Genomic DNA, 13,058 nt, shown 5'->3' on the forward strand with positions numbered 1-13,058 from the left:
TTATCAGAGCGCTCTAGAATAACAAAATTCACAGAGTGAATCACGCCGGCACTAAATTAGCCTTGCATAACTGCTATCTAAGGGGGAGAAAAAACGGTGACATCACCGCCTTTTCCATTAAAAACTGAGACTGGGCAAAAAATATGCCGTCAGCTGCAGCGTCGCCAGGGCAAAAATACCGGCCAGAATATCGTCGACCATGATGCCGAAGCCGCCGCCAACTTTTTTGTCTAACCAGCTAATCGGCCAAGGCTTCAAGATATCGAAAATACGGAAGTATACAAAACCCAGCAACAGCCAAATCATGCCGGCTGGCGCCATCAACATGGTAATCCAATAGCCGACAAACTCATCCCAAACAATCCCGGGGTGGTCGTGTACTTGTAAGTCGGCCGCCGTCTTATGGCACAGATAAATGCCCAGCACCGTGGTCGCCAACAGCATGACAATATAGCTGGTCAGCGATAAATCCTGCAACAGCAACCAATAGATCGCCATGCCGGCAACAGTACCAAAAGTGCCTGGCGCTTTCGGCGCCAAACCACTGCCAAAACCAAAGGCAGCATAGTGAATCAAGTTTTTCTCAGGCTTAGGCAGCCCTTTTTTATGCTCAGACATTTCAATACTCATCGGCTAAAAATGTTTAAAACCCGTCTGTTGCGCTAGTATTTCACTGTCGCTGCCGCGCAGAGAAATAGCGTCGGCTTGACTATTCGCAGCGACAATACGCCCAACCGCTGTCAGTGGCCAGCCCTGGGCGGCAAAATAAGCCTTGGCCTGCGACCACCGGTCCGGTGCAATAGCAACACACAACTCGTAATCATCACCACCGGTTAATTGGTAGCGCTGACGCTCGTCAACATCATCGATAAAGCCCAGTGCTTTCGATGTGGGCAGTGCATTGACATCGACGATTGCCGCCACCTCACTGGCGGCCACCAGGTGACCCAGATCCGCCAATAGGCCATCAGAGATGTCGATTCCACAACAGCTATACGGCAGCAGCGCTTGCCCTTCGGCAACCCTGGCCGTCGGCCGTAGGAATCGAGACAACAGAAAGGCGTCGGCAGCCTCTTGCTCACGCAGTAACAGCTGCAGTCCAGCAGCGGCATCGCCAATACTGCCCGTCACGGCAATAATATCGTCAACCTTGGCGCCAGCACGGGATAAATAGGCATCGTCGGTGATCACTCCGTGGACTTGAATCGTAATCGTCAGCGGCCCCCTGGTGGTATCACCACCCAGCAGCGCCATATCGTGTTGCTCGGCGAGCTCAAAAAGCCCCTGACTAAACCCGGCCAGCCATTGATGATCGACAGCGGGAAGCGTCAGCGCCAGGGTAAAATATCGCGGCTCAGCCCCCATTGCAGCAAGATCACTCAGTGCCGTCGCCAGGGCTCGATAACCGAGGTCCTGTGGCGCCATATCGGCGAGGAAATGACGCCCCTCGACCATGGTGTCGATAGAGAACACCAAACGCTCCGAGGCCGCTAACTCGACAATCGCGCAGTCATCGCCGTTATCGACGACGACGCCATCACAGCTATGCTGACGGCGAAAATACTGCTTAATGAGATCGAATTCATCCATAGAGAAACTCTACCAAAGACAGAGGCCAATACTGTTGCTGTCGCCGAAAAAAAATAAGCCTCACAGAGAGGCTTAATAACACGACAGCAACAGGACTACGCCTCGGCGTCGATCTCTGTCGTGCGGATCTTACGGGCCAACTTATCGAGAATACTGTTGACGTATTTATGACTGTCGGCGGCGCCAAACTTCTTCGCCAAGCCAACCGCCTCGTTAATAACCACCTTGTAGGGCACATCGGTGCGCTTGAGCATCTCGTAGCTGCCAAGGCGAAGCAGAGCGGTCTCTACCTGATCCAGCTCTTTGAGTTCGCGATCTAACAGCGGCACAAAAAGCTCCTGTAGTTCGGCCAGATTAGCCGCCACACCGTCCAGCAGGTCGTGGAAGTAATGTACATCAACCTTACTCATATCATAGTCAGCGCGGAACTGCTCTTCGATTACATGAATCGCCGTACCCGACATCTGCCATTGATATAAGCCCTGCATCGCATAGTGACGTGCCTTGTGGCGAGTCTGTGACAGGGGGGGCTTTGGTTTACCGCTCGATTGATTTGACATGAAGATTCTCGATCATCAACCGCGACCGATGTCGCGGTTTATCTAAAAAGTAAAATTACAGTTGGTCTAACAAACTGACCATTTCAAGTGCAGAGGCCGCAGCCTCCTCACCCTTGTTACCGGCCTTAGTGCCGGCACGCTCAATCGCCTGCTCGATGGTATCGACAGTCAATACACCGAAGGTTACAGGGATTTCGCTTTCAAGATTAACGTGCGAAAGACCCTTAACACACTCACCAGAGACGTATTCAAAATGCGGTGTACCACCGCGAATAACTGCGCCTAAGGCAATAATGGCATCGTATTTACCGGTGGCGGCTACTTTTTTAGTGGTCAATGGTATTTCGAACGCACCCGGACAGCGGACGATGGTTAAGTTGTCCTTATTGACACCGTGAAGCAGCAAATAATCGAGGGCGCCTTCCAACATGGACTCAACAACAAAGCTGTTCCAACGACCAACCACTAGTGCAAAACGTTTCTTTTCACCGCTGACAAAGTTACCTTCGATCGTTTTTATGTCTTTCATTTCATTCTCTCTATGATGCTTATCAATTCAACCGCGTGCTGTTTAAGCTTCCGGTTCAATTGGTTCAAATTCGACAACTTCAAGGTCAAAGCCTGAAATCGCATTGTATTTAATCGGCGGCCCCATCAGACGAATCTTACCAACGCCGACCTCCCGTAAAATCTGCGAGCCAATACCGACGGTAAAATAGGTCGACTGGCTGCTGCCGCCATCCAACTTAGGCTTTGGCTTATTGCCCAGCGCCACCTCAACACTGGCCAATAAATCTTCCTGGCTCTCGGGGCTGTCGATCAATAACACCACGCCTTTGCCTGCTGCTGCAACACGTTCCATACAGCGCTTGATGTTCCAGCCCTGCTCTTTACCCGGAATTTTTGCACACATTAAATCGCGTACGGTGGCACCCAGGTGAACACGAACCAGCGTCGGATCATCTACCGTCACCTCACCCTTGACCAGGGCAAAGTGTAACTTGCCTTCGCTGGTATCGCGGAAGGTGTGTAAGTCGAAGCTGCCGTAGTCGGTTTCGATCTCACCCACACTGATTGACTCGATGGTCTTTTCGTTGGCAACACGGTATTGAATCAGGTCGGCAATGGTGCCGATTTTCATATCGTGCTCGGCGGCAAAGACCTCCAAGTCTGGACGACGGGCCATAGTACCGTCTTCGTTCATAATTTCAACAATTGCCGCCGCTGGCTCAAAACCGGCAAGGCGAGCCAAGTCGCAGCCGGCCTCGGTGTGACCGGCGCGGGATAATACACCACCGGGCTTGGCCATCAACGGAAAAATATGACCGGGCATGACGATATCTTCTGGTACCGCATTGCGTGCCACTGCGGTGCGAACGGTATGCGCACGGTCAGCTGCACTGATCCCCGTGGTCACACCGGTCGCAGCCTCGATAGACAGGGTGAAATTGGTGCTGTGCTGACAGCCATTTTCGGTAACCATCAGCGGTAGATTTAGCTTGGCACAGCGCTCTTCACTTAATGTCAGGCAGATCAAGCCCCGGGCATGGGTGGCCATAAAGTTAATATCGGAGGCGTTGACACATTCCGCGGCGATGACAATGTCACCCTCGTTTTCACGGTCCTCGTCATCCATCAAAATAACCATCTTACCGAGACGGATATCGTTAATAATTTCTTCTGCGGTATTTAACGCCATTTTACAAATCCACTGATGTTTGATGATTGCCGCCTATTGAGACGGCGCTATTCTACGCGTTTGCGAGCTACTTTAAAAACCCACTCTCGGCAAGCTTGGCCAAAGTGACACCCTCGCTCGCCGCCTCACTGTCTTTATCCGCGGTTAACAGTCGCTCTAAATATCGTGCGATCACGTCTACCTCAAGGTTTACGCGGCGCCCAGGACGATAAGAAGGCAGCAACGTTCGCTCGGCGGTATGGGGAATTATATTCAATTCAAACCTCGAACCATCGATCTTATTGACCGTCAAACTGACACCATCGACGGTGATCGACCCCTTGTGGGCAATATACCGCGCTAAATCCGTCGGTGCCTTGATCCACATCCGGATAGAGCGAGCATCATCAAACCGCTCAGTAATCTCGCCGACGCCGTCGACATGGCCGCTGACAATGTGACCGCCCAGGCGACTGGTCGGCATCAGTGCTTTTTCTAGGTTGACCGCATTGCCACTCTGCAACTGACCGATACTAGTGTAGTCCATGGTCTCGACCGAGACGTCGGCAACAAAACTCCGAGCCTTTACTGCTGTAACCGTGAGGCAAACACCATTGACGGCGATAGAATCTCCCAGATGCACATCGCTCAAATCCAGTTCACCACTGGATATTTCTAGCTTAATATCCCCCTGACTGCGGTGTACTTGGCGAATACTGCCCAGTGATTCGATAATTCCTGTAAACATATAACGTCTCTATAAAGGCGTCGAATAAACCGGCGCGGCACTGATAAGCCAGTCGTCGCCGACAGCTCTGATATCGTCAATGGCCAATTCAACCTGCTCACTCATTGCCGCCAACGGTAAAGTAAACAATGGTCGGGCTTGGCTCCCCAGCAGCTTGGGCGCCATGAAAATTTTCAGTCGATCAATCAAGCCCTGCTGCAACCAACCTCCAGCCAACTGACTGCCGGTCTCCAACAACACCTCATTACACTGTTGCTGTTCTGCCAGCCAGCGCAACAGCGCTAAGCCATCGACATGACCATCTCGCAGCGGCAACTGCACTAACTCGGCACCAGCATTGGACAACGCCTCCAGCCGCTCTGCGTCCGCATAATGATAGGCGATAATTGTGCGCCCTGTTTGCCTCAAAATTTTCGCACTCAGCGGCATCCGTAAACGACTATCCAGCACCACTCGGATAGGCTGACGTCGAACCACCTGCTCACTTAATTCGGCATCCAAGCCCAGCTCGTCACGGCGTAACGTCAACGAGGAATCATCCAGCAATATACTGCCGATACCGGTGATAATGGCGCAGCTTCTGGCGCGCAACTGCTGTACCTGAGTGCGTGCCGCCGGCCCAGTAATCCACTGGCTTTCACCGCTGGCCATCGCCGTCCGACCATCGACACTGCTGGCCAACTTTGCCGTCACCAGAGGAAGGCCATGCGTCATGCGACGAATAAAGCCCGGGTTTAATGCTCTGGCCTGTTGTTCCAAAACGCCAACGTCAACGGCAATCCCTTGGTCGCGTAGGTATTGCAGGCCGCTGCCACCCACCTGCGGATTGGGGTCTTGCATGGCCACCACCACCCGAGCAACACCGGCATTAGCCAGCGCCTGACAACAGGGGCCTGTTCTGCCGGTATGGCTGCAGGGTTCAAGTGTCACATAAGCAGTGCAGCCTTGGGCATTAACGCCAGCATCAGCCAGTGCGTTAACCTCGGCATGACCTTCACCGGCGCGCAGGTGATAGCCACGCCCCACAACCACATCGTCTTTAACTAAAACACAACCTACTCGAGGGTTGGGTGATGTCGTCATCAAGCCTTTTTTGGCCAGTGCAATTGCCTCGGCCATATAGTATTGATCACGGGCATTAGTCATTTTTACTGCCATCGGCAGACAGGCTGTCGATCTCGCGACGGAACTCATCGAGATCCTGAAAATCACGATAAACCGAGGCGAAGCGAACATAGGCAACATGATCGAGCGAGCGCAGGGTATTCATCACTCTTTCGCCGACCGAGCGGGCATCAATTTCGCGCTCACCGGTGGCCTGCAGCTGGTGCTTAATTTTGGCGATGGCAGCCTCTATCGATTCCATATCGACGGGCCGTTTTTCCAACGCTTTCAAGATACCAAAGCGAAGCTTATCCTCATTGAATGGCTCACGGGTACCGTCACCCTTGATAATCCGAGGCATTAACAGCTCGGCCACTTCATAGGTGGTAAAACGCTCGCTACAACTTAAACACTCGCGGCGGCGGCGTACTTGATCAGCCTCGGCAACGAGGCGGGAATCGATAACCTTGGTTTCAGCTTCAAAGCAGAACGGGCAGCGCATAGAAAACCTAAGTGAATATAATGGGAGGGAATTTTGCCAATACTAACACAGCGACGGCCCTGGCTGGAAATCGGCACAACGCAATAACAAAAAAAGCCGCCGAGCATAACGCTGGGCGGCTTTTTTGTCTTTAAGGCGTTTCTTACTTTTCGTAAACCGGTAGGCGGTTACAAATTTCAAGTACCTTGGCCTTAACACCATCGATTACCGCTTGATCACCCATATTATCGAGGATATCAGCAATCCAGCCCGCCAGAGCGGCACAGTCTGCCTCGTTAAAACCACGGCGCGTCACTGACGGAGAGCCGATACGCAGACCACTGGTGACAAACGGTGAACGCGGGTCGTTTGGTACCGAGTTTTTGTTGACCGTGATATTGGCCAGACCCAGCGCCGCATCAGCTTCTTTACCGGTGATGTCTTGCTTGATCAGGCTGAGCAAGAACAGGTGGTTCTTGGTGCCGCCGGAAACCACATCAAAGCCACGTTCGATCAATACCTTGGCCATTGCCTGAGCGTTTAGCACAACCTGCTGCTGATACGCCTTGTAGTCATCGCTCATCGCTTCTTTAAAGCATACTGCTTTCGCGGCGATAACATGCATTAATGGACCGCCTTGACCGCCGGGGAAGACAGCAGAGTTAAGCTTCTTCTCAATCGCTTCGTCGCCACCCTTGGTCAGAATAATACCGCCGCGTGGACCGCCAAGCGTCTTGTGGGTGGTCGAGGTCACGACATCGGCAAACGGTACAGGGTTGGGATAGACACCTGCGGCAATAAGACCGGCAACGTGCGCCATATCTACCATCAAATAAGCACCGACCTTATCCGCAATCTCGCGGAAACGTGCCCAATCAGCGACCATCGAATAGGCAGAGAAGCCGGCGATAATCATCTTCGGTTTGTGCTCAACAGCCATTGCCTCAACTTGATCGTAATCGATCTCGCCAGTCTCAGCGTTTAGGCCATACTGTACCGCATTGTATATTTTGCCAGAGAAGCTCACTTTGGCGCCGTGGGTCAGGTGCCCACCTTCGTCCAAGCTCATACCTAGCACTGTATCGCCGGGCTGAAGCAGCGCCATGAACACGGCGGCGTTAGCCTGTGAGCCAGAGTGCGGCTGAACGTTGGCGTAACCGGCACCGAACAACTCCTGTGCACGTTCAATGGCCAGCGTTTCGACAACATCGACGTGTTCGCAACCGCCGTAGTAACGCTTGCCGGGGTAACCTTCGGCATACTTGTTGGTTAATGCAGAGCCTTGAGCTTCAAAAACACGCGGCGTGGCGTAGTTCTCTGAGGCAATCAGCTCAATATGTTCTTCTTGACGAACAACTTCGGCGTCCATAGCAGCCTGAAGTTCAGGGTCAAAATCAGCAATCTTCATATCTTTACTAAACATATTTTTATTTCCCCATTGCGAGAGTTGCAAAACAATTACGGCAGTTCTGAAAGGGGCACATCATACACTCAAAGCAGGGATTCTGCGAGCAGAAAAACAGCAAAAGAGAGAATGCGAGAATTATCAGCAAGATATTGTTTTAAAAAGGAAAAATATTTTTTATCCGTCGCCAATTAGCTGCACTAACTGCAAATCAATTTTTGTCGAATTCTCGACCAAACGGTTAACTTCTTGCGCCGGCATCGGCTTGCCGTAGAGGAAACCTTGGCACTTTTCACAGCCCAGACTATCGAGATAACTCGCCTGCTCCTCAGTCTCCACCCCCTCGGCGACAACGGTGAGATTAAAGCTATGAGCCATGGCGATAATGGCCTGAGTAATGGCGCTATCCTGGGTGCTACCCGGCAGGTTGGCAACGAAGCTGCGGTCAATCTTCAAACTGTCAATCGGGAATTGCTTGAGATAACTCATCGACGAATAACCGGTGCCAAAGTCGTCGATGGAAATTTTCACGTCCATCGCCTTCAAATCGGCCAACATGCCCAGGGTGTAGGCCACATCTTCCATTAGCACACTCTCTGTGAGCTCGAGCGCCAAGCAATGGCTGGGCAGGCCTGAAACGTCCAGCGCATCAATCACCTGCCGCAACAAACTCCCCTCGGAGAACTGCAGCGCCGATATATTGACCGCCACCCGCTGCACCGCCAAGCCATCGCGACGCCACTGCGCCATTTGTCGGCAGGCCTCATTAAGCACCCAATTACCCAGCGGTACAATCAAGCCAGTTTCCTCCGCCATCGAGATAAACACCTCAGGAGGAATGCTGCCGCGTTGCGGGTGATGCCAGCGCACCAAGGCTTCTACCGATATTAAACGTCGGGTATTGAGGTCGATAACCGGCTGGTAGCACAGTTCAAATGCTCCAGCAGCCACGGCACGATGCAAGTCGTTTTGTAGCTCCAGTTTATCGAGCGATGAATGGTTCATCATGCCAGAGTAATACTGATAATTGTTCTTGCCCGCCGACTTGGCGTGATACATCGCCGCATCGGCGTTTTGCAATAACGTCGTGCTATCAATGGCATCCGTCGGGTAAATAGCAACGCCGACAGAGGCCGTTAAATACACATCCTTTCCCTGAATGATAAAGGGTGCCGCCAGCGAGGAGAGTAACGACTGAGCAATGTGGGTCGAATGCCCGACCGCGTCAGAATGGTCATCACAGTCGGGCAGGATGACGGCAAATTCATCCCCCCCCATGCGGGCAACCTGACACCCCTCGTCAACCACCGCCTGCAAACGCTTGCCAACCTGGGCCAGCAAGATGTCACCAGCGCCGTGCCCCATCGAATCATTGATCGACTTAAAGCCATCCATATCAATAAAAAGTAACGGTAGCAGCAGCTGGTCCCGGTTAGCTCGGAATAACTTGGCCTCTAATTCATCATGAAATAAACTGCGATTAGCCAGACCTGTCAACGGATCATAAAAGGCCAGTTTAAGAATACGCTCCTCATTTCGCTTGCGCTCGGTTTCGTCTGTAAAGGCGGTGATGTAACCAATGTGCTCACCGTGCTTACTGCTGACCTCTGTAATACCCACCTGAACCGGGTAACACTCACCACTCTTACGGCGACTCTCAACCTCACCCTGCCAAAAACCAGCCTGCTCTAACACCGGTTTAATGGTACGTGCAAAACTGACTCCCGCATGACGATTGCTGGATAAAAACGAGGGACGCCGACCAATAACCTCGTCTGGTCGGTAGCCGGTAATAGCAGTAAAAACCTTATTCACTTGTGAAATAGTGCCGTTGGCAGCGGTGATATAAATCCCCTGCAAACTGTTTTCAAACACCTTGGCAGCGAGACGCAAGTCGTCATCAATTTTTAATCGTTGAGTGATATCACGACAAAGAATCAGCATGCCCTGCAGGCTGCCATCCTCCTCCCACATCAGGCTGCTTTGCAGCTCTAATGAAACCTTATAACCTAAGTGGTGCTCTACCTCGACCTCCTGCAGGCGCAAATATTGACGCTGCTCTTCGGCAGAAATATGCGGGTTATTGGTCAGCCGATGATAGTCTTTCGACAACGAATCGAAGACTAATTTTAAGGTCGGTATTTGCTCTGTAATCAACGCCTGCTGAACAAGGAATTGCTGCGGATAATAACCCAGCAACTTCTCCACAGATGGGCTGATATAGTCAATTCTTAACTCGGTGTCAGTGGTGCAAATAATATCGCTGAAATTATCGGCCAGGGTTCGATAGTTTCGCTGCTGGTGGTCGTAACGACTCTTTATCCGCTGTTGCTCAGTCACATCGGTGGCGACTGTCACAATGTAGGCGGTACGGCCATTGTATTTATCGATAATGCCGCTGCTGCGAGTAACATAGTTACGCCATTCACCGCTGACATGCATCATACGCAGGTGTTTTTCAACCACCTCACCATCACCTAAGCGCTTGAGAAGATGGATTAGTTGATCGCCACTCAGGCGGTCTTCCGGGTGCAAAAACAGACTGCTTTCGTCGCTCAAATCCAGCGGTGATGAATGCTCTTCAATGCCAAAATGGCGGGCAGCCTCGCCATTAACAAAACGTGTTTTGTGATTCTTTAAATCGTAGACAAAAAGTAAATCAGGCACCGCTGACAAGGTCGCCGAGAAGAAGTTTTCCCGCGCTTGCAAATCGCGCTGTACACGTTTTAATTCACTGGTATCAAAACCGGTAAATAGCACGCCGCGAACTAGATTATCCTTGCGCGGCAACGCCGATATGACCGTGTAATTGAAATACTCGCCGGCATTATCGCGCACCTCGACGTCAAAGCGATATTCACTTTGGCCGCTGATAATCGCCACCACCGCACTGCAGCAATAATTGAGATGACGATCGGGAAAAAGTGAAAGGTAATCGCTGGTGGCGGCATTTTTGACCCCGATGAGCTCTATCGCGGCAAAGTTTATTTCGATAATCGACAGCCGACGACGTACCTCGGGCATAAATTCGCTATCGGTTAACAATCGTTGCTTCAACGACTGTTCACACCCGATACCGAGTTCATGCATATAGTGGTACAACGATTCGATATCAATGGCCCACTGCGGCGCCACGGAGATATCAAAAAGGGTTTTATAACGATCTGCCTGAGCAACAATACCATTGCCGCTTTTTACCGCATCAATATAACGAAACTGCCAGACAATCTGTTCGAGCTTGTCATCCTCTCTAACCGGGTGATTAACGATGAGAAAACGGCCGTATTGTTCACCGATCTTAAGACTGAACATCTGCTCAGCAACCAATTCTCCCGCTCGAATCAACTCGATACTTTCAATGAAACGGGCATAACTCAGTGGTGTAAAGAGTGAATTCCACTGCTGGGCATTTGATAGCGACAACTGGTTTTCAAATAACTGCTGAGCTTGCGGGTTTAAATACAGGACGCTGCCACCGGCATCGGTCGCAACATAGGCCTCATCGCAGTCAGTGAGTAACTGGCTCAGGCTAAGATTGAAGAAGTCCTGCATAGTGTTGACGCTGCCCTATCTTATTATTATCTGTAATACAACCGTCTTTCCTAAGGGTTAAATTTACTATAACAGCGGCTCAGATAATTCCAAACTAACGACGGCAACTTTTACACATATAGGCGAATATAATATATTTTTGCCGTTTTTGTGCACTACTCGACATAACCATACTGCTATAATGTCGCCTTTTAACAGTTAACCCCACTGTGTAGCTCGAAGGATCTCCTGTATGGCTCAATACGTTTTCACCATGAACCGCGTTGGCAAGATTGTGCCGCCCAAACGCCAAATTCTGGCCGACATTTCTCTGTCGTTCTTTCCCGGCGCCAAAATCGGGGTGCTAGGGCTTAATGGCTCGGGTAAATCTACCCTATTACGAATCATGGCCGGTGTCGACCAGGACTATATTGGCGAGGCCAGACCCCAGCCGGATCTCAATATCGGCTATCTGCAGCAAGAACCTCAACTCGATGAAAGCAAGGATGTCCGCGGCAACGTCGAAGACGGTGTTCGCCCGGCAGTCGATGCCCTCAAACGTCTCGATGAGGTATACGCCGAATACGCCATGGAGGACGCTGATTTCGACAAGCTGGCCAAAGAACAGGGCAAGCTTGAAGACATTATCAACGCCTGGGACGGGCACAACCTCGAACACATCTTGGAAGTCGCTGCCGACGCTCTGCGCCTGCCGCCCTGGGATGCCGATGTCAGCAAGATATCCGGTGGTGAGAAACGCCGTGTCGCCCTGTGTAAGTTACTGCTGTCTAAGCCAGACATGCTGTTACTCGATGAGCCGACCAACCACTTGGACGCAGAAAGCGTCGCCTGGCTGGAACACTTCCTTACCACTTTCACCGGCACCGTCGTCGCCATCACCCACGACCGCTACTTCCTCGACAATGCCGCCGGCTGGATTTTGGAACTCGACCGTGGCCGCGGTATACCTTACGAGGGTAACTATTCCGACTGGCTGGAAGCAAAAGACCAGCGCCTAGAGATGGAAGATAAACAACAAAAATCCCATGAGCGCGCCATGGCCTCGGAATTGGAGTGGGTGCGCTCCAATGCCAAGGGACGTCAATCCAAGAGCAAGGCCCGCCTGGCCCGCTTTGAAGAGTTAAGTTCGCAGGAATTCCAAAGCCGCAACGAGACCCAAGAAATCTACATCCCACCCGGACCTCGCCTCGGCGACGTTGTCATCGAAGTCGAAGGGTTGCAGAAGAGCTTTGGTGACAAATCACTGATCAGCGACTTGACCTTTACCGTACCCAAGGGCGCCATCGTCGGCATCATCGGCGGTAACGGTGCCGGTAAATCAACTCTGTTCAAAATGCTGACCGGTGAGGAAAAGTCTGACGCAGGCACTATTCGCATCGGTGAAACCGTCAACCTCGGCATGGTCGACCAGAGCCGTGACAGCCTCGATGATAATAAAACAGTCTGGGATGAAATTTCCGATGGCCAAGATGTGTTACAGGTCGGCACCTACGAAGTAAACTCCCGTTCCTATGTGGGCCGCTTCAACTTCAAAGGATCAGACCAACAGAAGCGCATTGGCGACCTCTCCGGCGGTGAGCGTAACCGCGTCCACTTAGCGAAGTTATTGCGCGGCGGTCACAATGTTTTGCTGCTCGATGAGCCGACCAACGACCTGGATGTAGAGACGCTGCGTGCACTGGAAGAGGCTATTTTGGCCTTCCCTGGCTGTATTATGGTGATCTCGCACGATCGCTGGTTCCTCGACCGTGTCGCCACTCACATCCTCGCCTATGAGGGAGAGTCAACGGCGGTATTCCACGAGGGTAACTTCAGCGATTATATGGAGGACCGCCTGGCCCGCACCGGTGTCAAAGAGCTGGTGCCAACCCGGGTTAAATATCGCAAGCTTAAATAAGGCTTTGATATAACGGTATGCCCCACAAGGGGCATACCGTTTA

General features: G+C 51.7%; 11 protein-coding genes. 1 reads left to right on the top strand and 10 read right to left on the bottom strand.

All coding sequences use genetic code 11. The features are described 5' to 3' along the window. Nucleotides 1-117: 117 nt before the first annotated feature. The 10 genes from L9P87_RS08250 to L9P87_RS08295 form a co-directional block, all read right to left on the bottom strand. A complete protein-coding gene (locus L9P87_RS08250; protein ID WP_237444198.1) occupies nucleotides 118-618 on the bottom strand; it encodes a phosphatidylglycerophosphatase A family protein in 501 nt (166 codons plus the stop codon). A gap of 15 nt (nucleotides 619-633) precedes the next feature. Continuing rightward, nucleotides 634-1,590, bottom strand: a complete 957-nt coding sequence (gene thiL / locus L9P87_RS08255; protein ID WP_237444199.1) for a thiamine-phosphate kinase — start codon at nucleotides 1,588-1,590, stop codon at nucleotides 634-636. A gap of 95 nt (nucleotides 1,591-1,685) precedes the next feature. Next, entirely contained in the window at nucleotides 1,686-2,150 is a 465-nt protein-coding gene (gene nusB, locus L9P87_RS08260) for a transcription antitermination factor NusB (protein ID WP_237444200.1), read from the bottom strand. Between the two features lie 55 nt (nucleotides 2,151-2,205). Beyond that, nucleotides 2,206-2,679, bottom strand: coding sequence for a 6,7-dimethyl-8-ribityllumazine synthase (ribH, locus tag L9P87_RS08265; protein ID WP_237444201.1), 474 nt, complete (start codon nucleotides 2,677-2,679; stop codon nucleotides 2,206-2,208). A gap of 42 nt (nucleotides 2,680-2,721) precedes the next feature. After that, on the bottom strand, nucleotides 2,722-3,849 hold the full coding sequence (gene ribBA / locus L9P87_RS08270) for a bifunctional 3,4-dihydroxy-2-butanone-4-phosphate synthase/GTP cyclohydrolase II (RefSeq protein ID WP_237444202.1): 1,128 nt from the start codon (nucleotides 3,847-3,849) through the stop codon (nucleotides 2,722-2,724). Between the two features lie 67 nt (nucleotides 3,850-3,916). Beyond that, complete coding sequence (locus L9P87_RS08275) at nucleotides 3,917-4,576, bottom strand: riboflavin synthase (RefSeq protein ID WP_237444203.1); 660 nt, start codon at nucleotides 4,574-4,576, stop codon at nucleotides 3,917-3,919. Between the two features lie 9 nt (nucleotides 4,577-4,585). Then, entirely contained in the window at nucleotides 4,586-5,722 is a 1,137-nt protein-coding gene (gene ribD / locus L9P87_RS08280; RefSeq protein WP_237444204.1) for a bifunctional diaminohydroxyphosphoribosylaminopyrimidine deaminase/5-amino-6-(5-phosphoribosylamino)uracil reductase RibD, read from the bottom strand. Beyond that, nucleotides 5,715-6,182, bottom strand: a complete 468-nt coding sequence (gene nrdR, locus L9P87_RS08285) for a transcriptional regulator NrdR (RefSeq protein ID WP_237444205.1) — start codon at nucleotides 6,180-6,182, stop codon at nucleotides 5,715-5,717. Before nrdR ends, ribD begins: the two co-directional genes overlap by 8 nt. 142 nt (nucleotides 6,183-6,324) lie before the next feature. Next, complete coding sequence (gene glyA / locus L9P87_RS08290) at nucleotides 6,325-7,584, bottom strand: serine hydroxymethyltransferase (protein ID WP_237444206.1); 1,260 nt, start codon at nucleotides 7,582-7,584, stop codon at nucleotides 6,325-6,327. Nucleotides 7,585-7,743: 159 nt separating this feature from the next. Then, nucleotides 7,744-11,118, bottom strand: coding sequence for a bifunctional diguanylate cyclase/phosphodiesterase (locus L9P87_RS08295; protein ID WP_237444207.1), 3,375 nt, complete (start codon nucleotides 11,116-11,118; stop codon nucleotides 7,744-7,746). Between the two features lie 232 nt (nucleotides 11,119-11,350). Here L9P87_RS08295 and ettA point away from each other — a divergent pair, with 232 nt between their 5' ends. Then, nucleotides 11,351-13,015 carry an energy-dependent translational throttle protein EttA gene (gene ettA / locus L9P87_RS08300; protein ID WP_237444208.1) on the top strand — a complete coding sequence of 555 codons (1,665 nt, stop codon included), beginning with the start codon at nucleotides 11,351-11,353 and terminating at the stop codon, nucleotides 13,013-13,015. The last annotated feature ends 43 nt before the right edge of the window (nucleotides 13,016-13,058 follow it).

The sequence above is a fragment of the Sinobacterium norvegicum genome, from assembly GCF_923077115.1.
Lineage (GTDB): Bacteria > Pseudomonadota > Gammaproteobacteria > Pseudomonadales > Sinobacteriaceae > Sinobacterium > Sinobacterium norvegicum.

Bases quoted from the DNA above. Each gene is read 5' to 3' on its own strand.
- L9P87_RS08275 (WP_237444203.1), bottom strand. From the start codon at position 4,576: ATGTTTACAGGAATTATCGAATCACTGGGCAGTATTCGCCAAGTACAC.
- L9P87_RS08250 (WP_237444198.1), bottom strand. From the start codon at position 618: ATGTCTGAGCATAAAAAAGGGCTGCCTAAGCCTGAGAAAAACTTGATT.
- thiL (WP_237444199.1), bottom strand. From the start codon at position 1,590: ATGGATGAATTCGATCTCATTAAGCAGTATTTTCGCCGTCAGCATAGC.
- ribH (WP_237444201.1), bottom strand. From the start codon at position 2,679: ATGAAAGACATAAAAACGATCGAAGGTAACTTTGTCAGCGGTGAAAAG.
- ettA (WP_237444208.1), top strand. From the start codon at position 11,351: ATGGCTCAATACGTTTTCACCATGAACCGCGTTGGCAAGATTGTGCCG.
- nusB (WP_237444200.1), bottom strand. From the start codon at position 2,150: ATGTCAAATCAATCGAGCGGTAAACCAAAGCCCCCCCTGTCACAGACT.
- nrdR (WP_237444205.1), bottom strand. From the start codon at position 6,182: ATGCGCTGCCCGTTCTGCTTTGAAGCTGAAACCAAGGTTATCGATTCC.
- L9P87_RS08295 (WP_237444207.1), bottom strand. From the start codon at position 11,118: ATGCAGGACTTCTTCAATCTTAGCCTGAGCCAGTTACTCACTGACTGC.
- ribBA (WP_237444202.1), bottom strand. From the start codon at position 3,849: ATGGCGTTAAATACCGCAGAAGAAATTATTAACGATATCCGTCTCGGT.
- ribD (WP_237444204.1), bottom strand. From the start codon at position 5,722: ATGACTAATGCCCGTGATCAATACTATATGGCCGAGGCAATTGCACTG.
- glyA (WP_237444206.1), bottom strand. From the start codon at position 7,584: ATGTTTAGTAAAGATATGAAGATTGCTGATTTTGACCCTGAACTTCAG.